Consider the following 21,618-nt stretch of genomic DNA (forward strand, 5'->3'; position numbering starts at 1 on the left):
CGGGCAGCCCGGGTGCGGGTCTTGTCCTCATCCCATGCCCGAAAGCAGCCCGAGCCCGCAGCGCGCAGGCCGGTGGCCACGCTCAAGCCTGGGCCCGCAGGCTGCGCAGCCCTGCTGCCAGTTCGACCACCTCGGCCGTGATGGCCTCCTGGCGCAGACGGCGTTCGTCGGCCTGCAGGGTCTCTTTCATGTGCCCGATGTTGTCTTGCGCGGCCACCATGGCCTGCAGGCGCGACAGGTTCTCGCTGGCATGGCTGTGCAGCACGGCCTGGGCCAGGCGGGCGGCCACGTACTCGCCGGCCAGGCCTTGCAGCAGCCGCTCGGGCCGCTCATGCACCACCGGGGTGGCGCGCACCGTGTCGGGCATGGCCTGCCAGTCCAGCGGCAGCAGGCGGCGGCACACCACGTGGAAATGCTGGCCCGGCCCCAGTTCGGCATAGACCATGTCGACCGCATTGGCCGGTTGGCGGTGCAGTGCCTGCAGCAGCAGGGCATGGATGCGTTCGCCGGCCGCCAGAGCGGACTCGGCATGGGCCACCAGGGGGGCACCGGCTTCAACCGGCAGGCCACGCGTGGCCGCCAGCCGCTGCGTCTGCGAACCCAGCACCAGGCAGCGAGGGTCAGTTGCTCCTTGGGCCGGCCGGGGGACGGCGGCCAGCACCTGCTCGGAAAACCCGCCATTGAAGCCCTGCTCCGCCCCAAACACCAGGCACAGGCCCTGCGCCCGAGCGGCAGCGCTGCCCGGCAGGCCGGCCCGCGCATCGGGCAGCTGGTTGGCCGGCAGCAGGCTCAGCACCTGGGCCATGGCCTGGGCCACGGTGTCGGCATAGGTGTTCACCCCGGCAATCAGGGTGCGGGCCTGTTGCGCCCGGGCCGCCGCCATGCCCCGCATGGCGTTGACCAGGCCACCAAAGCCCGTCACCGTGGCCAGGCGGGCCTGCACCTCGGCCGGGCCCGCCTGACTCATGCCGGGCCTCCGGCGGGCACGCCGGCGATGGGATGGAACCAGCGCGCGAGATCCTGACGCAGCCCCTTCAAGGCCGCCTCATCGAGGGCGCTGCGAGAGGCCAGCCGCGCCGCCAGTTCAGGCGCGCCGGGCAAGCCACTGCGCAGCCGCTCCATCAAGGCGGGCAAGCCCGCCGGGTTCAGGCCGTCGAGCAAGCCGTCCTGCAGCGCCATCAGCAAGGCCACCTGCAAGGCCGCCGGCTGGGGCGCCAGCCGGGGCTGGGCCAGCACGGCCCGGATGCAGCGGCCCCGCGCCATCTGCTGCTGCACGCGGGCATCGAGCTCGGTGCCGAAGCGGGTGAACATCTCCAGCTCCTGGAACACCGCGTAGTCCAGGCGCAGCGAGTTCACCGCCTCGCGCATCAGGGGCGCCTGGGTCTTGCCGCCCACGCGGCTCACACTGAGGCCGGTGTCCACGGCCGGCAACTGGCCCAGGTCGAACAGGCGGCTGTCCAGCACGATCTGCCCGTCGGTGATGGAGATCAGGTTGGTGGGGATGTAGGCCGACAGGTTGCCGGCCTCGGTCTGGGCAATCGGCAAGGCGGTCAGCGAGCCGCCGCCGCGCGCCGCCGAGAGCTTGGCGGCCCGCTCCAGCAGGCGGGCATGCACATAGAAGATGTCGCCCGGGTAGGCCTCGCGGCCGGGGGGTTGCTGCATCAGCAAGGCCAGTTCGCGGTGGGTGGCCGCGTGCTGGCTGAGGTCGTCCACCACCACCAGGGCGTGGCCGCCGCGGTCGCGAAAGTACTCGGCCATCGAAAAGCCCGCAAACGGCGCCAGCCACTGCAGGCCGGGCGCATCGGTGCCACGCGCCACCACCACGATGCAGCGCTCGAAGGCGCCATGGCGCTTCAAGGCCTCGACCACGGCCGCCGCCGACTCGCTTTTCTGGCCCACCGAGATGTAGACACCGACCAGCTCGGTGTCGCGTTGCGCCAGCAGCGCGTCCAGCGCCAGGGCGGTCTTGCCGGTGCCCCGGTCGCCGATGATGAGCTCACGCTGGCCACGGCCCAGGGGGAACAGCGCATCCACGGCCAGGGTGCCGGTGTGCACCGGTTCGTGCACCAGGTCGCGATCGAGAATGCCCGGGGCCGGGCGCTCGGCGGGCAGCCATTCGCTGGCTTCAATCGGCCCACCACCGTCCAGCGGCCGGCCCAGCGGGTCGACCACCCGGCCCAGCAGCGCGGGGCCCACCGGCACGCGCACCACATCGCCGCTGCGCAGCACCGCCTCGCCGGCGCGCAGGCGGCGGCTGTCGTCCAGCAGCACACAGGCCAGGCTGTCGGCCTGAAGACCGGCGGCGTAGCCCAGGCGCCCGTCGTCAAAATGCAGCAACTCGTTGAGCCGCGCCCCGCGCAGGCCCGTGACCCGGGCAATGCCATCGGCGGCACTGAGCACGCGGCCCCGCTCCTCAAAGCGCGTCTGCGGCTGCAGTTGGCCGAGTTGCGCGCTGGCGCGCTCACGCCAGCCGGCCAGGCCCTGGGCCAGTTCAGGGGACGTCATGTGCCCTGCTCCCGCATGGGCTGGGCCGCCAGTTGCTGCAAGCCGGCCTGTGCCGCCTGCAACTCGGCCGCCCAGTTCAGGCCCAGCACACCGTGGGCAAAGCGCAACTCCAGGCCGCACAGCAGGGCCGGGTCGGGCTCAAACACGCAGCTCAGTGTGGCGGCGCTCAGTGCCTCACCGGTGGGGCTCAACACGCTCTGCAGCTCAAGGGTCAGCCGCGCCTGCACCGGCTGCGGCAAGGGGTGGGCGCTGGCCACGGTGAGGGTGGGCGCGCTGTCGCCCGGGGCCAGCCACTGCGCCCGCTCGGCCGCCGGGGTGGCCTGCAGGCGGGCCCGCAAGGCCGGCCAGAAGGCCTCGTCGGGCACAGGGGTCAGGCTCAGCAGGCGTTGTGCCAGCTCGGTGGCCAGCGTGGCCGAGGCCTGGTACAGGGCCGTGCCGGCCTGCAGCCGCTCGCGCTCGATCTGGGCCTGGGCCTCTTGCAGGCACTGGCGCACGGCGACACGGGCCGCCTCGAGGCGGGCCGCGCTGTCCTGCTCGGCCTGCTCGCGGGCCGTCTGCAGCGTGGCCTGGGCTGCGCTGTCGGCGGCCTGGCGCTGCTGGGCCAGGGCATTGAGCTGGGTCTGAGCCTGGTCACGCGTGGCTTGGGCCTCGCTCAGGGTTTGCTGCACGGCCTGGCGCCGCGCCTCGATCACGGCCAGCAAGGGGCGGTAGAACAGCCAGCGCAACAACAGCAGCAGCACCACCAGGTTGCAGGCCTGGAGCAACAGGGTCCAGAGGTCGATGTGCATGGGCGGGCTTCAGTGCATTCAGTGCATTCAGTGCATTCAACGCACAAAAGGGTTGGCAAACAGCAGCAGCAAGGCGATCACCAGGCAGTAGATGGCCATGGTCTCGATCATGGCCAGGCCCACGAACAAGGTGCGCGAGATGGTGCTGGCGGCCTCGGGCTGGCGGGCCAGCGCGTCCATGGCCGCGGCCACGGCCCGGCCCTCGGCCAGCGCGGGCCCGATGGCCCCGAAGGCCACCGCCAGGGCGGCGCAGATGATGCTCACGATTTGAATCCAGCCAGTGTCCATGTGAATGCTCCAGTAGAAAGACGATCAGTCGCCGTGGTCGCCCGCCGCGGCAGCGATGAAGACCATGGCGAGCACGGTGAAGATGTAGGCCTGGATCAGCCCGGTGAGCAGCTCCAGCGCCATGAAAGGCACGGGCACCAGCAGCCCGGCCAGGCCCAGCACCACGGCCGAAATGAACATGCCACTCATGATGTTGCCGAACAGGCGCACGGTCATGGACACCACGCGGGTCAGGGCCTCGATCAGGTTCAGGGGCAGCATCAGCAGGTTGGGCTCGGTGTAGGTCTTGAGGTAGCCCCACAGCCCATGGCGCCGCACGCCCCAGCCCAGCACGGCCACAAAGACAGCCAATGCCAGGGCCAGATCGGTCTCCAGCGCGCCGGTGGGCGGCTCCAGGCCCGGCACCAGGGAGCACAGGTTGGCGCTCAGGATGAAGATGAACAGCGTGGCGATCAGCGGCAGAAAAGGCGCCGGGTCGGCCCGCATGGTGGAGCGCATCTCGGCCTGCAGGGTGTCCAGGGCCATTTCCGCCAGCAGTTGCACCCGCCCGGGGCTGTGCACCGACAGGCGCCGGCGCAGCCAGGCCGCCAGCACGGCCAACACGGCGATCAGCCCCCAGGTGGTGATCACCGGGGCGGTGATGCCGACCGGGCCCAGCTGCCAGACCACCTCGTGCAAAAAAGGCTGGGCCTTCATGGCTGCCCTTCCTGCGGTGCCGCGAGGCCCCGCCGCACCCGGCTGAGCAGCCACTGGCGCGCGAGCAGCAGGCCCAGGCCCAGGGCCAGCAAGGCCGCTGCCCCCTGGCGCGCCGTGGCCCAACACGCAATTCCCAGCAGGCCCAGGCGCAGCAGGTGCAGGCCGGCCAAGCGGCCCCAGCGTGGCACCCGGTCGGCTTCGACCAGTTGCCGGCTGAGCCAGCGCAGTGAGCCGAAGTGCCAGGCCCCCAGGGCCAGGCCCAGGGCAAAGTACAAGAGCAGGATCGGGTTCATGCAGCAGGGGTCCTCATTTTTGGTGCATCCAGCGCCAGGCGGCCACCGCGCCCACCGCCACCCCCAGCAGCAGCAAGGCCGCACTGAAGGTGATGCCGGTGCCCAGGCGGTGGTCCAGCCAGCGGCCAGCCGCCAGGCCCAGCAGCATGGGCAACACGATCACCCAGCCCAGCACACCCAGGGTGGAGAGCTGGCGCAGCAGCGTGGGCTCACCCTCGCGCAGGCTGCGCTGGCGCAGGCCGGCCTGGCGCTGCACCTCTTCCAACAAGGCGGGCGTGTCGGTGTCTCGTGGGGCGCTCGGCCGTGCGTCCTTCATGCGGTGCTCCAGGGCACTTGGGGGTGCCGTTGCAGCGGCCGGATCAGCTCGCGCAGCACCTGCACCTCCAGGTGCCGGCTGTTGCGGCGCGCGGCCTGCTCGCGTTGCTCTCGCTCACGCAGACGGGCCAGCACCTGGTGCTCCAGTTGGTCCAGGTCGTCGCCCAGCACGGCCTCACGGGCGGCCACATGCAAGTCGCAGCCGCGCTGCAGCGTCAACACGCCGCCGCTCACGGCGCAGTAGTGCCAATGTTGCTGCGCATCGCGCCAGCTCAGCACCCCCACCCCCAGCAGCGACAGCAGATCCGCATGGCCCGGCCACAGGCCGAAGCCACCGCTGGCATCCTGGGCCCGCACCGAGCGCACGCCGGCCTCGTCCACCAGTACCGAGCCCAGGCTGCTCAGCACCAGGTGCAGGCCGGCCACCTGGGGCCAGGCGGGCCGTCGCGCTTCGGGTGGGCTGGGCTCGCTCATGCGGCCCCCTTCTGCTGGGCTTCTTCCAACGTGCCCACCATGTAGAAGGCGCTTTCGGGCCAAGCGTCGCCCACCCCATCCAGGATGGCGCGGCAGCCCTGGAGCGTGTCGGCCAGGCGCACCTGGCGACCGGGCTTGCCCGTGAAGGCCTGGGTGACGGCGAAAGGCTGGGTCAGAAAGCGCTGCAGGCGCCGCGCCCGCGCCACGCGCTGCTGGTCTTCGGGGCTGAGCTCGGCCACGCCCAGCAGGGCGATGATGTCCTGCAGCTCGCGGTAGCGGGCCAGGGTCTCGCGCACCTCGCGGGCCAGCGCACAGTGCTCGGCCCCGACCACGGCCGGGTCGAGCAGGCGCGACTGCGAGGCCAGCGGGTCGACCGCCGGGTACATGCCCTCGGCGGCCAGGCTGCGCGAGAGCACGATGCGGCTGTCCAGGTGGGTGGCGATGGCGGCCACGGCCGGGTCGGTGAAATCGTCGGCCGGCACGTACACCGCCTCGATGGCGGTGATGGCCGCGTGCTCGCCACAAGCGATGCGCTCCTGCACCGCCGCCACCTCGGTGGCCAGCGTGGGCTGGTAGCCCACGCGTGAGGGCAGCCGCCCCAGCAGGCCCGACACCTCGGCACCCGCCTGCACAAAGCGGAACACGTTGTCCATCAAAAGCAGCACGTTGCGCTGTTGCTCGTCGCGAAAATACTCGGCCAGGGTGAGCGCGGCCAGCGGGGTGCGCCAGCGCGCGCCCGAGGGCTCGTTCATCTGGCCGAACACCAGCACGCTTTTGGCCAGCATGCCCGAGTCGCGCATGTCCATCAGCAGCTCATGCCCTTCGCGGCTGCGCTCGCCCACACCGGCAAACACCGACAGGCCCTGGTAGCTGTCGGCCATGGCATGGATCAGCTCCATCACCAGCACGGTCTTGCCCACACCGGCGCCCCCGAACATGGCCGCCTTGCTGCCCAGGGCCAGCGGAGCCAGCAGGTCGATGACCTTGATGCCGGTCTCGAACACCTCGGCCACGGCACGTCGGCGTGACAGCGGCAGCGGCTCGGCATGGATGGGGCGGCGCGGCACCTGCGGCCCCAAGGCGGGGCCCCCGTCACCGGGCTCGCCCAGCACATTGATCAGGCGGCCCAGCAGGGCCTCGCCCACCGGCACCATCACGGGCGCGCCCGTGTCGAGCACCGCCGTGTCGCGGGCCAGGCCCTGGGTGTCTTGCAGGGCCACGGTGCGCACCGTGTCGGCATCAAGCTGGGCCTCGACCTCCAGCGTCAAGGCATGGGGCTGATCCCACAGTACCCGCAGGGCATGGGCCGGGGCCGGCAACAGACCGCCGTCGAATCGCACGTCGACCACCCCGCCCTGCACGGCAAGCACGCGCCCCCGGGCCAGGGCTGGGGTGTCAGAAGCATTAACGTTGGGCATGGGTGACTGAAACGAGACAAGCCCGAGGGCCCCATCGTCACCCGGCACCATGGCGCAGCGATGACAAAGGGCGGTCGATCAGGCTTGATCGGTCTGGTCATTGAAGCCCAGCGGGGCTCAGAAGCAATTGACCCAGGTCAACCATGACACAGACCCTGGGTCTCGTCTGAGCTAAGAAATTCAAATGCCTCGTGAACAACTGACTTGCGGCCTCACAGGCCGCGTGATGCTAGCGAAGCCACGCCGATCAAGAAGACCCCTTGGCTGGTGATCACCGCTGGCCCCCTTGAAGCCCAGAGAAGTCTTTCATTAACCACCGCGCCATCAAAAAACCTCGGCGCAGTTCTTGTATATGCACCAGGTCTGCGTTGATGAACCGACGACCCAGACACTTTTCCAATCGACGCAGCAGGATGATTCGCAACAGGCCCGGCCCCAGTGAGCTGATATTCAGGTATGAAAAAAGGCCAGCCAAGAGGGGCACGACCCAAAACACCGCGCTGACCCGCCCCCCCGCAAAGACTTCAAATAAAAATGGGATATTCGTACTCCCCACAGCTGCGATCCAGACTGGTGACCGTACCACCCGCCCCCTGCCCATCAGCGGAAAATCAGTAATTAACAGCGGGTCGACCTGATGGCGGGAGCAATCGATGTATCTCGAGATATTTTTTTTCCAACGACCCGATGGCCCCGAAAAAAAATCAAGACTAATGGCCTCCCGCCACATTCCAGCCAATACGGTGAGTAGAAGGATCAAAGCATTGGCACAGACTGCAAACCAAACGATATTCAACCGGCCTGCAGATGAGAACACCAATGCAAAGCCTCCACCCGACAACATCAGTTCCAACACAACAATCAGATAAAGGTACCCCCATAATCCGCAGGTGGAGTCAAAACTCGAACGATACTTGAGATATGCACCCACAAAAAAGCCGATAGCGGAAAAAGAAGCCACTGCGATGAAAATTTCTCGCACATGTGCGGCCCCAGGAAACAATACAAACAAAAAAATCGCCAAAGCCAGCATGTTATTGCCGCCCAATACCATCGGCAATTGGGCCAAACCGGTACGAGCAGCATGGATGGATAGCAACATGGTCAATGCTTCATTGCGCGTTCTGCTGCCGCACCGGCCCAGTCAGCGCCGCCGCTCCAGCCCCAAACCGCTTGCACCAATACGCCACCAAACAGGGCAATTAAAATCACGGGTGTTGCCGACAAGCCAGCGATCGCAAAACCCGCTCCAACCAAGCTGCTGCCAGCCAAGCCAAGCAGGTTTCCACTCTGACTTTTCGCAGAGGCAATCATGAATTTCTGGCGGTTAAAGCGCAGATCCCCCGCCATATCTCGTTCTATGCTTTGATAGGCATCAAGCGCGGCACTGGGCGCAAATGTCAAAACACCGCCACCCATCTTGCCATTCAAAAATGCAGCCTGACCTGTCCAATGACTACTCGCCGCCAACCCGGCCAGCCTTTGCACTTTGGCCATTTCCGTACTTCTCATGACGGCACTGGCCCCCATCCCCATCGCGGCTGCACGCATGCCTTGATTAAGTGCAGGCGTGATCACTTGCATGGGCAAACCCCGAATTCGTACACGGGGACGAGGGCGACCTTTACCTGATTTATTGGCATTGTAGAGCGTCATATACCCGTTGATCTTGACGCTTTGTACCGCGCCCGACTCCACCTGAAGGGCAGCAGCTCGCAAGGCGTCGGCAGTGATTTTCTCCAAGCGGGCATTGGCAGCCTGTTTCAAAGCACCCGTATTACCCAAAATATTCCCCGGCCCTGAAATCGCATTATTCAACTCAGATTGAAAGCGCTCTACGGAACCAACATGACCGCTGGTTTCACCTCCCAAATACTGCCCCATCCAAGAGCCCGAAAATGCATTTTGGTTACTTCCTTGCAAACTGGCAATGACACTTCTTGCCAAGCCCTCGTCCAAATCAAAATCACCATCCAATTGCTGAACAAACAAATTCCAACCATCTGCGCGGCAAACGCCAGCACTACCAACGGAACTCGCCTGCCACGGAAAGGTATTTTGATAATTGATTAACTCTCGCTCCACCTGCAGTGTCACGCGAATTTTTTCACTCTGTGCGAATGCGTTCAATTTTGACATCTTCAGCCCCAATAACTGAAAAGATGCTAGCATCACACGAATTTATCAGGGGCACCATGCATGTAACATGCTCAATTCCATGTAAATCGATGAATGGATGATTGATTGAAATACCATTCACTCATTAGATTATTCAACTCACCCAACAGATTCCGCCAGCATTGCAAATGCCGAATCACTCCCAGCAAGCAATTGATTGGCGGGCCTCCCCCACAAAGCAGGTCGCTGGCGAAGGTAAGTGCACGGCAGCGCGTCCTCAGCGACCGAACCGTCTGAAGAGCAGCCTCGGCAAGGACAAAGTGGTGTGGCCCCAGGCAGCAAAGGTCTACTCGCGAGCCGTCAACCGCCCAAGGTACTTTGGACAACACCTGCCTTTCGCCCCCGGCCGAGAGGTTCACGCGCAAGTCGGCGTTCAGCAGACCAGATCGTCGGGGCTGGCGTAGCCAGTCTGCTCCAGCAACTGGCTGACAAAGGTGTCAAAGTCTGGGAGTTCGGGGCGCGGCAGGCCGCTGGGCTGGGCCACCCAGCCTTCGGCCTGGCCCAGCAGGCGCAGCGCGTCAAAGTGGGGCTCGGCCCCGGCATCAAAGCTGTGGGCCAGACCGGCCGGCAGGGCCACCCAGTCACCCGCCTCGCACAGCAGGCCCACAAAGCCCTCGGGGTGGCGCACGGTGAACAGGCCGGCGCCGGCCAGGAACACGCGCAGCTCGGCCTCGCTGTGGCGGTGCTCCTGGGTGAATTGCTGGCGCAGTGCAGGCCAGCCGGGCTGGCCGGGGTTCACCCGCACCCGGTCGATGTGGTGCAGGCCCAGCCCCTGGCCCAGGCTGGCCAACGGCACCTGCTGAGCCTGCAGCCAGGCCTGGGCGCCTGGCGCGTCGGGCTCGGGTGCAGGGCCCAGATGCAACACGCCCCAACTCACCCCCAGGCCTTGCAGCCAGGGGGCGATGCGGTGCTCGCACACCAGGGTGTCTTGCCACTGCCCGGCGGCATCAAAGAGTGCCAATGCAGCCATGCCCTGCCCTCCTCTGCCCTGGATGGACGCTTATTGCAAAAAGGCGGGCTTGGCGTAGCCAGCGAAGCGGCTGTCCACCACGGCCTTGAACTCTTTGGAGCGGTAGGCCTCGGCGATGTCGCGCGCCCAGGGCGTGTCCTGATCGGCGCGCTTGACGGCCACCACGTTCAGGTAGTGGTCGGGCGTCTTTTCCAGGGCCACGGCTTCGGTCAGCTTGAGGCCCGAGGAGATGGCAAAGTTGCCGTTGACGATGGCGTACTCGGCATCGCCCAGCGAGCGCGGCAGCTGGGCGGCCTCCAGCGGGATCAGCTTGAGCTTCAAGGGGTTGGCCTCCAGGTCTTTTTCGCTGGCGCGCAGCGGGTCGATGCCCGCCTTGAGCTTGACCAGGTGGTTCTGCTCCAGCAGCACCAGGGCACGGGCCAGGTTGCTGGGGTCGTTGGGCAGGGTCACGCGGTCACCCTCACGGGCTTCGGCCAGGGTCTTGCGGCGGGTGGAGTACACGCCTAGCGGGGCGATGGGGCCCTGCACCAGTTCGACCAGGTCGAGCTTCTGATCCGCCGCAAACTTGCGCAGGTACACGCGGTGCTGGAAGAAGTTGGCATCGAGCGAACCCTGGGCCAGGGCCAGGTTGGGCTGCACGTAGTCGTTGAACTCGACCAGCTTGACCTGGTAGCCCTTCTTTTCGAGCAGCGGCACGATGCCGGCCTTGAGCTGGTCGATGTTGGAGCCGGCGGTGCCGCCGATCACCAGTTCTTTCTTGCTGGCGCTCTGGGCCAGCGCGGCGCCCGGGCCCATCAAGGCCAGGGCGGTGGTGGCGGCCAGGGCCGACAGCCAGGCACGGCGGGGAAGAAGGGGAAGAAGGCGCAGAGGGCGTTGGAATGCGGTCATGGGAAGGCTTTCAAAAATGGGGGAAAGGTCTCAGCGCTTGTCGAGGCGGCGCGCCACGGTGTTGCCGGTGAACTGCACGGCCTGCACCAGCAGCACCAGCAGGGCCACGGTGAGCACCATCACATCGGTCTGGAAGCGGTAGTAGCCGTAGCGGATGGCCAGGTCGCCAATGCCGCCGCCGCCCACCACACCGGCAATCGCCGAGTACGACAGAAAGCTCACGGCCAGCACGGTCAGGGCCAGCACCAGGCCCGAGCGGGCCTCGACCAGCAGCACGCGCCAGACGATCTGCAGCTCACTGGCGCCCATGGCGTGGGCCGCCTCGATCACGCCGCGCGGCACGTCGCGCAGGCACTGGTCCACCAGGCGGGCCAGGTAGGGGATGGCGGCAAACGACAGCGGCACGGCCGCCGCCAAGGGCCCGATCGAGGTGCCGACGATGGAGCGCGTGAACGGCACCAGGGCCACCAGCAGGATGATGAAGGGGAAGGAGCGCACGGTGTTGACCAGCCAGTTCAGCACCAGAAAGGCCGGCTTGTTGTCCAGCGACTGGCCCGGCCCCAGCAGAAACAGCAGCACCCCCAGCGGGCCGCCGATCAGCACAGCGGCCGACAGGCCGATGGCCAGCATCAGAAAGGTCTGGGCGGTGGCCACCCACAGCTCGGGCAGGATGGCGGCGATGTTCTCAGGCATAGGCCAACTCCTTGGCGGGGACAGAATTCAGGGAAGCGCGGGAGGCATCACGGGAGGTGTCTCGTGCCGCATCGCGGGCCGGGCGGCTGCGCACCAGCTCGGCCAGTTCGCGGCCCAGCACGGTCTGGCGTTCCACGCCCAACTCGTCCACCGCAAACTGCTCCACCAGGCGGCCCTGCTCCAGGATGGCGACATGGCGGCACAACAGCTCGACCACCGACAGCTCATGGGTGACGATGACGATGGTCACACCCACCTTCTGGTTGATGTCACGCAGGGTCTCCAGCAGCGAGCGGGTGGTCTCGCTGTCGAGCGCCGAGGTGGGCTCGTCGCACAGCAGCACCTGGGGGCGCGGCGCCAGGGCGCGGGCAATCGCCACACGCTGCTTCTGGCCGCCCGAGAGCTGGGCCGGGTAGCTTTGCGCCTTTTCGGGCAGGCCCACCAGGGCCAGGCATTCGTGCACACGCTCGGCGATCTCGGCACGGCTGTGGCGACCGTGGATCTTCAGCGCAAAGGCCACGTTGTCGAACACAGTGGCGTTCTGCAGCAGGTTGAACTGCTGAAAAATCATGCCGATGTTCTGGCGCGTGTCGCGCAGCTCGCGGCGCGTCAGGGCGGTCAGGTCGCGCCCGGCCACCAGCACGCGGCCGCCGTCGGGCTTTTCGAGCAGGTTGATCAGGCGCAGCAAGGTGGATTTGCCGGCGCCGCTCTTGCCGATCAGGCCGAACACGTCGCCGGCCTGGATGCTCAGCGACACCTCGCGCACCGCATCGAAGGCGGCGCCGCCGGGCAGGGCAAACGATTTGCGCACCGCCTCCAGCCGGATCACGGGGGCCGCCTCGGCGGCCGGAGAAGTTAAACCAGTCATGGGTTGGGGGTGATGAAGAAAGGCCGCAGTATCTGCAAGCCCCCGCCGAAGCGGAACGAATGAAACAGCCGACGCTTATCCGGTTTGCGCATAAGCCGGCCCAACAGCCATCGCGTCGCGCCCACCCGATAAGCACATGCGAATTGCTTCCTTGGCAGCACGCGCCAAGCCTTGCACAGTGGGCCGCCTGTCTGAACTGAAACGGCGGCCCGCGCCGCCCGCATTTGCCATGTCCCTGTTTTCTGCACGCCCCACCCGTCGCCACCTCGCCCTGGGCCTGAGCGCCCTGGCCCTGTCGCTGGCCGCGCTGAGCCCCGCCCTGGCCCAGGACAAGAAGACCCTCAAGGTGGGCATCTCGGTCGGCCACGCCGAAGAGATCTTTGCCGTGGTCAAGAAGGTGGCGGCCCGTGACGGCCTGAACATCGAGGTGATCACCTTCAACGACTACCAGTTGCCCAATGCAGCCCTGGCCGCCGGTGACCTGGACGCCAACGCCTTCCAGCACAAGCCCTTTCTCGACAACCAGATCAAGGCCCGCGGCTTTGACCTGGTGCCGGTGGGCCTGACCATCACCGCGCCGCTGGGCTTTTACTCGCGCAAGATCAAGTCCATCGCCGATCTGCCCGAGGGCGCTTCGGTCGGCATCCAGAACGACCCGAGCAACGGCAACCGGGCGCTGCTGCTGCTGCAGTCGGCCGGCCTGATCACCCTCAAGCCCGAGGCCGTGAAGAACAACAACGCCACCCCGCTGGACGTGGTGAGCAACCCGCGCAAGCTCAAGCTGGTGGCGCTGGACGCGGCCCAGCTGCCGCGCTCACTGGACGATCTGGTGATCGCCTCGATCAACAACGATTACGCCTCGCAGGCCGGCCTCTCGCTGCAGCGCGACGCCGTGATCAAGGAAGCCCCCCAGGGCCCCTATGCCAACCTGATCGCCGTGCGCCGCGCTGATCAGAACCAGCCCTGGGTGAAGCGCCTGGTGGCGGCCTACCAGTCGCCCGAGGTGAAGCAGTTCATCGAAAGCAAGTTCAACGGCGCCCTGGTGCCGGCCTTCTGAAGGAGTCCCCATGAGCACCGCCACCGCTGATCACAGCGAAACCCAGATCAACCCCCACCCGGCCCCGCTGGGCCACGCCCTGCCCCCGGCAGCCGATGCCGCCATCCTGCATGCCCGCGCCCAGGCCCTGCTGCCCGAGATCGCGGCCGGCGCCGCCGAGCGCGAACGCAAGCGCGAGCTGCCCTATGCCCTGGTGCGCCGCATCGCCGAGGCCGGCCTGCTGACCTGGCGCATCCCCAAGGCCCAGGGCGGCCCAGGCGCCTCGGTGCACGATGTGATCCGCTTCGTGATCGACCTGGCGGCGGCGGACTCGAACGTGGCCCAGGCCCTGCGGCCCAATTTCGGCACCGTCGACAGCCTGCTGTACGGCGGCACCGAGGCGGAGCAGCGGCGCTGGTTCCCCCGCCTGCTGGCCGGCGAGATCTTCGGCAATGCCGGGCTGGAGCGCGGGGGCGCCCACGGCGCCAACACCGCCCAGTTGCGCCGCGAAGGCGAGCACTACCGCATCAGCGGCAGCAAGTACTACAGCACCGGCGCCCTGTATGCCGACTGGATCGGCTCGCTGGCCCTCAACGAGGAAGGCCGTGAGGTCGCCTTCACCGTGCCACGGCACCGCCCGGGGCTGGAGCTGGTGGACGATTTCGACACCACCGGCCAGCGCCTGACGGCCAGCGGCAGCACGCACTTTCAAAACGTGCTGGTGCGGGCCGAAGAGGTGCGGGTGAACTCCTTCCCGCGTGACCGCCGCAGCCCGATTGCACCGCTGTTCCAGCTCTTCCTGGCCGCTGTGCAGGCCGGCATTGCGCGCAACGCCCTGAACGACGCCGTGGCCTTTGCCCGCCACAAGGCACGCCCCATCCGCCACAGCACGGCCACCCGTTCGGTGGACGACCCCTATGTGCAGGAGACCGTGGGCCAGATCGCCGCCCAGGCCTACGCCGCCGAGGCCACCGTGCTGCGCGCCGCCGACGCGATCGATGCCGCCTGGGCCGACCAGCTCAGCGAAAGCACCCTGACCCAGGCCTCGATCGAAGTGGCCCAGGCCCAGTATTTCGCAGCCGAGGCGGCCCTGAAGGCCTCGGAGCTGGCCTTTGACGTGGGCGGCGCCTCGGCCACCGATCGCAACATCAACCTCGACCGCCACTGGCGCAACGCCCGCACCGTGGCCAACCACAACCCGCGCCAGTGGAAGGCCGCCGCCAGCGGGGCCTGGCACCTGAGTGGGACTGCGCCGCCGACGACGGGGTTGTTCTGAGGTTGCCTTGAAAAGGGCAAGCGCCAGGCTCATGGGCCCGGCCTTGCCCTGTATTGCCATGTCTGCGGGCGCTCGTGCAGCTCCTTTTCCATGGTCGGGTCGCTCAGGTTCCACCGCCGTTGCAGGCAATGGATGCGCAGCATGGTCTGCACTGCAAACCACCCAAAGTCTGATGTTCGCCACACGCGTGCGGTTGGATCAACGCCAAAAGCACCGACCAGGGCACCACCTGGCTCATCTCATCGAGGAAGACTTCTTTGCGGGCCTACTTGGGTAGTGGGTCAAGGCCGAGCGTGATCTGGTTCATTTGGGTTATCTCGTGCGATCTTCAGCCTCGCCCTGCTGGCGAGATGGTATTTACAGATAATTCTTAGAGTGACTATAGGCCGTACCCATCAACCCTCATTATTTCCTTGCAAGCCTTCAATTTAAGGCTATCACTCGATTGTGATTCAATATGTTTCAAAAACGCCCTCAAACCTTCCGCATAGAAATACACATATTCATCACTTGACTTGATAGCATCCATGTCTTTTTGACTAATGTTCCCGAGTTCATTTTTCATTTCTACCTGCCCGCGGATCACAATGTCTTTGTCAACCTTTATACATGCATCAACTGAAGCCTGATAAATTGCAACCTTAAATTCCAAAGAATAATCCCAAACCGCAAGCACGTCACTTGACAGAAAAAATATCTTAATAGCAACCAAAGATCTTAGGTGACTCATTAGAAATCGAACAAGGATAAAGATGCGAACTTTTTCAATGATTTTTTTCATAAATTTATAATTCACAAAGGCTAGAATTCAGCCAAACAAACATGCAACCCACTGGGCTTTTATATAAAAATTCAAAATCAAATTAGCTCAACCAGAAAAAACCAAGAGTCTGGCAGCACGAGAAAATAATATTCAAGATTTCGCAAAAACAAACCACTACCGCAAAGTAAATCCACGCAACAATCCAAAATATCTTTACTTCAAAAACAACAATCCTCAGTTTTATTATGCAAATGTATCCACCCACATCACCAAATTTACAAGGACATTGCAAATCCGGTCCACACCGACATGCCCGAAATATTTTACCTCCATGGTAAATATAATAATTTTTCTCAAAATCAAAAACCTTGGCAAACCAAATAAAAACCCCCAAGAGAAAAATCCAAATTAACGTAGCAGAGTAATAAAATCAAAACCCAGGCACCAACACAGAAATATGAACACCACCCTATAATTGATCGATCTCAATTCCAAGCAACATGAAATATATTTGAGCATTCCTCTTAATAATAAATCAAGAGATTTCTTTAAAATATTCATAACCTGCCCAACATTTACTATTGCCATCAGCTCATTTACTCCCTCAAAACGAAACCATACCTCCCAATTTGCGAAGATGGAGCAAATCAAAAAATTTGATAAGCCATATTACAAAATAAATCGCAGCGGTGGCGCCAAGCATTAACCCAGGCGCCACGAGCAAGTCGCGGAAGAAATTTATGATGTTGTCGGAGATCGTTTTAAAAGGTGCCGCACCTGAATTTTTAATGGTGAGCGCAGACGACCACGGTTACTTGAAACCCTCACCGTAGTGGCCCCAAAAATAACTCGACCACACTGTTTTCACCCAACTCGTATTTTCCAATATCAATGAGCCTGATTAAAAAGTGGTGAACCAGGTCTTTCTCATCGTGCTCATACAACGCCTTGATAGTGACATATGCAAATCCGCCCTTTTTCTCACAAGTGGCAGTCTGAATCAAGTATTGCGCATGATCGTTATTCAACTCAGAAAACGCCAACGTCTTGATCAACTTTGATTTCTGCTCTAGCGTCGAATGCGTGATCCACTGCACATAGACCTCACTGCCTGCCCCATCATCAACATCAGCAACGACAAGGCGGTAATAGCCACGCGTGTCTTTTACCCTCCAATCTCCGCATGTTTTTATGATTCTGTAATTGAGCGGCAAAGCTTGAACACTCTCCAGCAGCATGGATTCGAGTGAGGCCGCGTAACCGGAGATTGAAATCAATGTGAAAAATATTATTTTTCTCATGGTTAACGACCATTCAGCGACTCTGCGCTGCCTCGCTCGCTCTTTTGCTTGCAAGAGACATCAGAGTGCCTGAATATTTCTGCGTGACTAACACGCTATTCCATTGATTGCAGTCACGATTGACTGGCTGGCCATGCGTTCGCCGTCGAGACGGGAACAAGAATAGGAATAAAGCATTGATCGCCTCCGCAATTTAGAAATCGATGAACCAAGCAAGCCCAAAAATCCAACATGCCTCTAAATAGGCGTGCGTTTTGATTTATGCGTGATTTCAAATTCTAAAATTCAACAAAGGCGATTCGAGCCAATCAAGGATGGGCGGCCGCTCCTAAATGCTGAGCGCAGAGGTCGATGGCGGGAAGCCATTGGCCAGGGGCTTGTCCGGAAAAGCCCCTGGCTGGTTTGGGCTGTGCAGTCGCCTTACTTGCCCGCCGCCGGCTGCAGCCAGGCATCGGCATACGAGGCAAACAAGCCGTCGCCCTGCGCCACGGTCTTGTGGAAGCGCGCGGTGGAGACGGTGACCCAGGTCTGCTCGATCAGGTCCAGCACGGGCAGGTCCTCTTGCACGATCTGTTGCCACTGGGTGATCAAGGCCTTGCGGCGGGCCGGGTTGGCCTCGTCGGCGGCGGCTTCCATGATCTTGTCCAGGGCCGGGTTGGAATAGCCCGAGCCATTGGTCCAGGGCGCGCCCTTGATGATGTTGCGGGTCCAGAACAGGCGCTGCACGCCCAGGGTGGGATCGGGCAGGCGGTGCAGGCTGGAGATCATCAGGTCGTAGTCCTGGTCGGTGAAGATGCGGCGCAGGTAGCTGACCGTGTCGCCGCCGCGCAGCACCACCTCGACCCCAATGCGGCCCAACGACTGGCGGATGAATTCGGCCTCACGGCTGCCGCCGCCACCGCCGTCGTAGTCCAGTGTGACCTTGAGGCGTTTGCCGTCAGCCCCCTTGCGGAAGCCCGCCTCATCGAGCAGAGCCTCGGCCTTCTTGAGGTCATAGGGGTATTGGCGGGTGTCGGGTGAGTAATAGTTGACCACCGACGAGGGCACAGGGCCGGTGGCGGGCTTGCCATACCCCCAAAACACCACCTTGAGCAGCGCATTCTTGTCGATCGCATGGGCAAAGGCCTGGCGCACGCGCTTGTCGCTCAAGTAGGGGCGGCGCACATTGAACTGGGTCAGGAAGATGGTCGACAGGTAGCGGCCGTCATCGAGGTTGATGGTCCATTTGGCCGGGTCGCTGAAGCGCTCGAGGTTGGACAGCGGGATGCTCGAGCCCAGGGCCACATCGATCTCGCCCACCTCCAGGGCCACGGCGCGGGCTGCGGCGTCGGGGTTGAACTTGAACACGATGCCCTGCAGGTAGGGCTGGCCCTTCTGCCAGTAGTGGGGGTTGCGCTCCAGCCGCACATGGCTGCCCTTGACCCATTCCTTGAACACAAAGGGACCCGTGCCCACGGGCGCGAGGTTGGCCGGGTTGTTCAACACGTCGGTGCCGGCATACAGGTGCTTGGGCAGGATCTGGGCGCCGTAGCTGTTGATGTAGTTGAGCAGGTAGGGCGCGGGCGAGGACAGGTGGATCACCACGGTGTACCGGTCGGGGGTGTCCACCTTCTCGACGTTGGCAAAGGCAGCACGGCCGAAGGGGTGCAGCTTCTTCCAGACGTTGAGCAGTGTGTATTCGACGTCGGCCGAGGTGAAATCCTTGCCGTCGTGCCATTTCACGTTCTCGCGCAGCTTGAAGCGCAGGGTCAGGCCGTCTTCCGATTGCTGCCACGAGGTGGCCAGCGCCGGCACGGGCTGCAGGTTCAGGTCAAAGCTGACCAGGCCTTCGAGCACCTTGCTGGAGACCTGGCCGATGTTCATGGTGGTGATGAAGGCCGAGGTCAGCAGCGTGGGCTCGGGTGACACGGCCACGTTGAGCACGCCGCCGCTGACGGGAGTCAGATCCGCCGCTTTCGCTGCATTCACGGGTTTGGCGGTCTGGGCCTGGACGGGCCCCTGGGTGACGCCCATCAAGGCCAGGGAGGCGGCCAGGGGCATGGCCAGGCGGGTCAGTGCGCCGCGGGCAAGAAGGGTTCTGCGCTTCATGTTGTGGGGAGGGGTGGGTTGAAAAAACGTGACAAAGCCAACAGCGGGGCCCCAAGGCTCCGCTGCGGTCAAAAAATGCAGGGGGCAAGGCCCCGCCGCTCGGGGTCTCAGGCGGCCTGCAGGCGCGGGCGGCGCTCCACCGCCGGCCGGGCCAGGCCCAGGTGCTCGCGCAGGGTGCTGCCTTCGTAGGCGTGACGGAAGATGCCGCGCTGGCGCAGCAGCGGCACCACACCATCGACAAAGTCCTGCAGGCCGCCGGGCAGCACATCGGGCATCAGGTTGAAACCATCGGCGGCCCCGGCGCGGAACCAATGCTCGATGTCGTCGGCGATCTGCTCGGGCGTGCCCACGATCACGCGGTGGCCACCGCCGCCGGCCAGGGCCCGGATCAGCTCGCGCACCGTGTAGTTGTGGCGGGTGGCCAGGGCACGCACAAAGTTGAAGAAGGTGTGGTTGCCGTTGCCGCCACCGGGCAGGGGCAGGTTCTCGGGCAGGCGCTCGTCGAGCTTCAGGCGGTCGGCGCTGATGCCCAGGGTGCCGGCCAGGCGGTTCAGGCTGTAGCGCCAGGGGATCAGGTCGACCAGTTCGTCGCGGCGGCGCAGGGCCTCGGCCTCGGTGCTGCCGATGATGGTGGTCAGGCCTGCCAGCACCTTCACGGCATCGGGGCCGCGGCCCAGCGCCTCGGCCCGGCTCTTGAGCTCACGCCCATAGGCCAGGGATTCTTCGAAGGATTGCGAGGCCGAGAACACCGCCTCGGCATGGCGGGCCGCCAGCTCACGCCCATCGGCCGAGCCGCCGGCCTGCACCAGCACCGGGCGGCCTTGCGGGCTGCGCGGCAGGTTCAGGGCGCCTTGCACCGAGTAGAACTCGCCCTGGTGGTGGATGGGGTGCACCTTGTCGGTGTCGACAAAGCGGCCCGAGTCCTTGTCGCCCACGAAGGCGTCATCGTCCCAGCTGTCCCACAAGGCCTTGACGACCTCGGTGAACTCAGCAGCCCGGCGGTAGCGCTGGGCATGCTCGGGCACGGCATCGCGCCCGAAGTTGCGCGCCGAGGGCAGATCGGCCGTGGTGACGATGTTCCAGCCGGCGCGCCCGCCGCTCACGTGGTCGAGCGTGGCAAAGCGGCGTGCGATGTTGTAGGGCTCGTTGTAGCTGGTGGAGGCCGTGCCGATCACGCCGATGCGGCGCGTGGCCGCGGCCACACTGGCCAGCAGCACGGTGGGCTCGAGTGCGGTGATGGGGCGGAAGTCAATCTGGTCGACGATGGCCGCGTTGTCGGCCAGGAAGATGGCGTCAAACGTGCCCAGCTCGGCCAGCTGGGCCGCCCGGATGTAATGCTGCACATCGATGAAGGCCTTGGGATCGGCCTCGGCCACGCGCCAGGCCGAGGGCAGAAAGCCCGAGTGCAAGGCATTGAGGTTGATGTGCAGTTGACGGGGCGGGCGGGCAGCAGGTGCGGTCATGGTGGGTGCTATGCAGGTGGCGGCCAGCGGCCGAGGCCCTGATTGCACCGGAGGCCCGCCCTCAGGCCAACAAAGCTTTCCGAATTTGCATCCTCAGAAAACGCACCCGCCCTGCCCCGCCGCCGTCAATGGTCCCCATCCGACAGGCTGATCGCGATGCGCCGGAAGTCGGCCTCGACCTCCAGGAAGACATCGAACACCTCGGGGTCGAAGTGCGTGCCGCGGCCCTGGCGCAGGATGATCATGGCCTCTTCGTGGCTCATGGCGCCCTTGTAGACGCGCCGGCTGATCAGCGCGTCGTACACATCGGCAATCGCCATCAGGCGTGCCGACAGCGGAATCGCCTCGCCCACCAGGCCTTCGGGGTAGCCTGAGCCGTCCCATTTCTCCTGGTGGTAAAGCGCAATCTCCTTGGCTGGCTGCAGAAAGGGCAGGTGCATGTCCATGGATTTTTCGGCGCGTTCGATGGCCTGGTAACCCAGCGTGGTGTGGGTCTTCATGATCTCGAACTCTTCGGGCGTGAGCTTGCCGGGCTTGAGCAGGATGCGGTCGGGGATGCCGACCTTGCCGATGTCGTGCAGCGGCGCCGACTTGTACAGCAGGTGGATGTAGGCATCGGTCAGCACCGGGGCGTACTTGGGCAGGGCCTGCAGCTTCTGCGCCAGGCAACGCACATAGCGCTGGGTGCGCAGGATGTGGTTGCCGGTCTCGTTGTCGCGGGTCTCGGCCATGGAGGACATGGCCAGGATGGTGACGTCCTGCATGGCCGAGAGTTCGCGTGTGCGCTTGCCCACCTCTTCTTCGAGAAAGCCGTTCTTGTCACGCAGGAAGTCGGCCATGCGCTTGAGCTGCAGCTGCGCCTGCACGCGGGCCAGCACCACCGGCGGGCTGATGGGCTTGGCGATGTAGTCCACGCCGCCCACCTTGAAGCCCGCCGACTCCGACTCGATGTCGGTCTTGGCCGTGAGGAACAGCACCGGGATGTGGGCGCTGCGCGGGTCTTGCTTGAGGCGGCGGCAGACTTCGTAGCCATCCATCTCGGGCATCATCACATCGAGCAGGATGATGTCGGGCGCCGGGCTGGCCTGGGCGATCTGCAAGGCGCGCTCGCCCTTGCTGGCCACGCGCACCTTGTAGTGGTCCTTGAGCACGGCGCTCATCAGCGACAGGTTCTCGGGTGTGTCGTCCACCACCAGCACCACCGGACGCTCGGTGCTGGCTTCGGGGCCTGCGGCCGAAGTCGGCGGGGTCGGCTGGGCCGCCGGGGCGGGGTTGGGCGCCACGGCGGCGACTGGCACGGCCTGGGGCTGCGGCGAC

The 21,618-nt window shown here is 64.5% G+C and carries 22 protein-coding genes; 2 read left to right on the forward strand and 20 right to left on the reverse strand.

What is annotated here, in order from left to right:
* Positions 1 to 82: 82 nt before the first annotated feature.
* From L880_RS0104600 to L880_RS0104670, 15 genes are all read right to left on the reverse strand, one after another.
* A complete protein-coding gene (locus L880_RS0104600; protein WP_027474669.1) occupies positions 83 to 967 on the reverse strand; it encodes a F0F1 ATP synthase subunit gamma in 885 nt (294 codons plus the stop codon).
* Positions 964 to 2,505: a F0F1 ATP synthase subunit alpha gene (locus L880_RS0104605; RefSeq protein ID WP_027474670.1), complete on the reverse strand. Its 1,542-nt coding sequence runs from the start codon at positions 2,503 to 2,505 to the stop codon at positions 964 to 966. Before L880_RS0104605 ends, L880_RS0104600 begins: the two co-directional genes overlap by 4 nt.
* Positions 2,502 to 3,293: a F0F1 ATP synthase subunit B family protein gene (locus tag L880_RS0104610; protein WP_027474671.1), complete on the reverse strand. Its 792-nt coding sequence runs from the start codon at positions 3,291 to 3,293 to the stop codon at positions 2,502 to 2,504. Before L880_RS0104610 ends, L880_RS0104605 begins: the two co-directional genes overlap by 4 nt.
* A gap of 36 nt (positions 3,294 to 3,329) precedes the next feature.
* Positions 3,330 to 3,581 carry a F0F1 ATP synthase subunit C gene (locus L880_RS0104615; RefSeq protein ID WP_027474672.1) on the reverse strand — a complete coding sequence of 84 codons (252 nt, stop codon included), beginning with the start codon at positions 3,579 to 3,581 and terminating at the stop codon, positions 3,330 to 3,332.
* A gap of 24 nt (positions 3,582 to 3,605) precedes the next feature.
* Positions 3,606 to 4,277, reverse strand: a complete 672-nt coding sequence (locus L880_RS0104620; protein ID WP_027474673.1) for a F0F1 ATP synthase subunit A — start codon at positions 4,275 to 4,277, stop codon at positions 3,606 to 3,608.
* Positions 4,274 to 4,570, reverse strand: a complete 297-nt coding sequence (locus L880_RS0104625) for an ATP synthase subunit I (RefSeq protein WP_027474674.1) — start codon at positions 4,568 to 4,570, stop codon at positions 4,274 to 4,276. The genes L880_RS0104620 and L880_RS0104625 overlap by 4 nt, the downstream gene beginning before the upstream one ends.
* A 13-nt stretch (positions 4,571 to 4,583) precedes the next feature.
* Positions 4,584 to 4,886, reverse strand: coding sequence for an AtpZ/AtpI family protein (locus L880_RS0104630; RefSeq protein ID WP_027474675.1), 303 nt, complete (start codon positions 4,884 to 4,886; stop codon positions 4,584 to 4,586).
* Positions 4,883 to 5,359: a hypothetical protein gene (locus L880_RS0104635; protein ID WP_051443060.1), complete on the reverse strand. Its 477-nt coding sequence runs from the start codon at positions 5,357 to 5,359 to the stop codon at positions 4,883 to 4,885. The genes L880_RS0104630 and L880_RS0104635 overlap by 4 nt, the downstream gene beginning before the upstream one ends.
* The gene (gene atpD, locus L880_RS0104640) at positions 5,356 to 6,777 is read right to left on the reverse strand and encodes a F0F1 ATP synthase subunit beta (protein WP_051443074.1); all 1,422 of its coding nucleotides are present in this window, start codon (positions 6,775 to 6,777) and stop codon (positions 5,356 to 5,358) included. The genes L880_RS0104635 and atpD overlap by 4 nt, the downstream gene beginning before the upstream one ends.
* Before the next feature lie 271 nt (positions 6,778 to 7,048).
* Positions 7,049 to 7,879: a hypothetical protein gene (locus L880_RS0104645; RefSeq protein ID WP_027474678.1), complete on the reverse strand. Its 831-nt coding sequence runs from the start codon at positions 7,877 to 7,879 to the stop codon at positions 7,049 to 7,051.
* Between the two features lie 2 nt (positions 7,880 to 7,881).
* A complete protein-coding gene (locus tag L880_RS35470) occupies positions 7,882 to 8,949 on the reverse strand; it encodes a hypothetical protein (RefSeq protein ID WP_157462581.1) in 1,068 nt (355 codons plus the stop codon).
* A gap of 379 nt (positions 8,950 to 9,328) precedes the next feature.
* Positions 9,329 to 9,925 carry a 1,2-dihydroxy-3-keto-5-methylthiopentene dioxygenase gene (locus tag L880_RS34210; protein ID WP_051443061.1) on the reverse strand — a complete coding sequence of 199 codons (597 nt, stop codon included), beginning with the start codon at positions 9,923 to 9,925 and terminating at the stop codon, positions 9,329 to 9,331.
* 30 nt (positions 9,926 to 9,955) lie between these two features.
* On the reverse strand, positions 9,956 to 10,813 hold the full coding sequence (locus tag L880_RS0104660; protein ID WP_043328447.1) for a MetQ/NlpA family ABC transporter substrate-binding protein: 858 nt from the start codon (positions 10,811 to 10,813) through the stop codon (positions 9,956 to 9,958).
* A gap of 30 nt (positions 10,814 to 10,843) precedes the next feature.
* Entirely contained in the window at positions 10,844 to 11,506 is a 663-nt protein-coding gene (locus L880_RS0104665) for a methionine ABC transporter permease (protein WP_019576665.1), read from the reverse strand.
* Entirely contained in the window at positions 11,499 to 12,374 is an 876-nt protein-coding gene (locus tag L880_RS0104670; protein WP_027474681.1) for a methionine ABC transporter ATP-binding protein, read from the reverse strand. Before L880_RS0104670 ends, L880_RS0104665 begins: the two co-directional genes overlap by 8 nt.
* A gap of 229 nt (positions 12,375 to 12,603) precedes the next feature.
* On the opposite strand from L880_RS0104670, the gene L880_RS0104675 reads away from it, so the two are divergent.
* Positions 12,604 to 13,431, forward strand: a complete 828-nt coding sequence (locus L880_RS0104675; RefSeq protein WP_051443062.1) for a MetQ/NlpA family ABC transporter substrate-binding protein — start codon at positions 12,604 to 12,606, stop codon at positions 13,429 to 13,431.
* A gap of 10 nt (positions 13,432 to 13,441) precedes the next feature.
* Positions 13,442 to 14,686 (forward strand): acyl-CoA dehydrogenase family protein, encoded by a 1,245-nt coding sequence (locus L880_RS0104680; protein WP_211245273.1) that lies wholly within the window; start codon positions 13,442 to 13,444, stop codon positions 14,684 to 14,686.
* A gap of 379 nt (positions 14,687 to 15,065) precedes the next feature.
* On the opposite strand, the gene L880_RS0104685 is transcribed toward L880_RS0104680, so the two are convergent.
* The 5 genes from L880_RS0104685 to L880_RS36275 all read right to left on the reverse strand — a co-directional run bounded on the left by L880_RS0104685 (position 15,066) and on the right by L880_RS36275 (position 21,503).
* Complete coding sequence (locus L880_RS0104685; RefSeq protein WP_157462583.1) at positions 15,066 to 15,467, reverse strand: hypothetical protein; 402 nt, start codon at positions 15,465 to 15,467, stop codon at positions 15,066 to 15,068.
* A gap of 806 nt (positions 15,468 to 16,273) precedes the next feature.
* Positions 16,274 to 16,804, reverse strand: coding sequence for a hypothetical protein (locus L880_RS31640; RefSeq protein ID WP_157462585.1), 531 nt, complete (start codon positions 16,802 to 16,804; stop codon positions 16,274 to 16,276).
* 366 nt (positions 16,805 to 17,170) lie between these two features.
* Entirely contained in the window at positions 17,171 to 18,838 is a 1,668-nt protein-coding gene (locus tag L880_RS0104695) for an ABC transporter substrate-binding protein (RefSeq protein ID WP_051443064.1), read from the reverse strand.
* Positions 18,839 to 18,945: 107 nt separating this feature from the next.
* Positions 18,946 to 20,301: an LLM class flavin-dependent oxidoreductase gene (locus tag L880_RS0104700; protein WP_027474686.1), complete on the reverse strand. Its 1,356-nt coding sequence runs from the start codon at positions 20,299 to 20,301 to the stop codon at positions 18,946 to 18,948.
* A gap of 125 nt (positions 20,302 to 20,426) precedes the next feature.
* Positions 20,427 to 21,503, reverse strand: coding sequence for an HD-GYP domain-containing protein (locus L880_RS36275; RefSeq protein WP_245614952.1), 1,077 nt, complete (start codon positions 21,501 to 21,503; stop codon positions 20,427 to 20,429).
* Positions 21,504 to 21,618: the final 115 nt, after the last annotated feature.

The sequence above is a fragment of the Curvibacter gracilis ATCC BAA-807 genome (assembly GCF_000518645.1).
GTDB classification, from domain to species: Bacteria; Pseudomonadota; Gammaproteobacteria; order Burkholderiales; family Burkholderiaceae_C; genus Curvibacter; species Curvibacter gracilis.

Excerpts from the sequence above, each read along its gene's own strand:
- L880_RS0104600 (WP_027474669.1), bottom strand. The coding sequence starts at position 967 with ATGAGTCAGGCGGGCCCGGCCGAGGTGCAGGCCCGCCTGGCCACGGTG.
- L880_RS0104605 (WP_027474670.1), bottom strand. The coding sequence starts at position 2,505 with ATGACGTCCCCTGAACTGGCCCAGGGCCTGGCCGGCTGGCGTGAGCGC.
- L880_RS0104610 (WP_027474671.1), bottom strand. The coding sequence starts at position 3,293 with ATGCACATCGACCTCTGGACCCTGTTGCTCCAGGCCTGCAACCTGGTG.
- L880_RS0104615 (WP_027474672.1), bottom strand. The coding sequence starts at position 3,581 with ATGGACACTGGCTGGATTCAAATCGTGAGCATCATCTGCGCCGCCCTG.
- L880_RS0104620 (WP_027474673.1), bottom strand. The coding sequence starts at position 4,277 with ATGAAGGCCCAGCCTTTTTTGCACGAGGTGGTCTGGCAGCTGGGCCCG.
- L880_RS0104625 (WP_027474674.1), bottom strand. The coding sequence starts at position 4,570 with ATGAACCCGATCCTGCTCTTGTACTTTGCCCTGGGCCTGGCCCTGGGG.
- L880_RS0104630 (WP_027474675.1), bottom strand. The coding sequence starts at position 4,886 with ATGAAGGACGCACGGCCGAGCGCCCCACGAGACACCGACACGCCCGCC.
- L880_RS0104635 (WP_051443060.1), bottom strand. The coding sequence starts at position 5,359 with ATGAGCGAGCCCAGCCCACCCGAAGCGCGACGGCCCGCCTGGCCCCAG.
- atpD (WP_051443074.1), bottom strand. The coding sequence starts at position 6,777 with ATGCCCAACGTTAATGCTTCTGACACCCCAGCCCTGGCCCGGGGGCGC.
- L880_RS0104645 (WP_027474678.1), bottom strand. The coding sequence starts at position 7,879 with ATGTTGCTATCCATCCATGCTGCTCGTACCGGTTTGGCCCAATTGCCG.
- L880_RS35470 (WP_157462581.1), bottom strand. The coding sequence starts at position 8,949 with ATGCTAGCATCTTTTCAGTTATTGGGGCTGAAGATGTCAAAATTGAAC.
- L880_RS34210 (WP_051443061.1), bottom strand. The coding sequence starts at position 9,925 with ATGGCTGCATTGGCACTCTTTGATGCCGCCGGGCAGTGGCAAGACACC.
- L880_RS0104660 (WP_043328447.1), bottom strand. The coding sequence starts at position 10,813 with ATGACCGCATTCCAACGCCCTCTGCGCCTTCTTCCCCTTCTTCCCCGC.
- L880_RS0104665 (WP_019576665.1), bottom strand. The coding sequence starts at position 11,506 with ATGCCTGAGAACATCGCCGCCATCCTGCCCGAGCTGTGGGTGGCCACC.
- L880_RS0104670 (WP_027474681.1), bottom strand. The coding sequence starts at position 12,374 with ATGACTGGTTTAACTTCTCCGGCCGCCGAGGCGGCCCCCGTGATCCGG.
- L880_RS0104675 (WP_051443062.1), top strand. The coding sequence starts at position 12,604 with ATGTCCCTGTTTTCTGCACGCCCCACCCGTCGCCACCTCGCCCTGGGC.
- L880_RS0104680 (WP_211245273.1), top strand. The coding sequence starts at position 13,442 with ATGAGCACCGCCACCGCTGATCACAGCGAAACCCAGATCAACCCCCAC.
- L880_RS0104685 (WP_157462583.1), bottom strand. The coding sequence starts at position 15,467 with ATGAAAAAAATCATTGAAAAAGTTCGCATCTTTATCCTTGTTCGATTT.
- L880_RS0104695 (WP_051443064.1), bottom strand. The coding sequence starts at position 18,838 with ATGAAGCGCAGAACCCTTCTTGCCCGCGGCGCACTGACCCGCCTGGCC.
- L880_RS0104700 (WP_027474686.1), bottom strand. The coding sequence starts at position 20,301 with ATGACCGCACCTGCTGCCCGCCCGCCCCGTCAACTGCACATCAACCTC.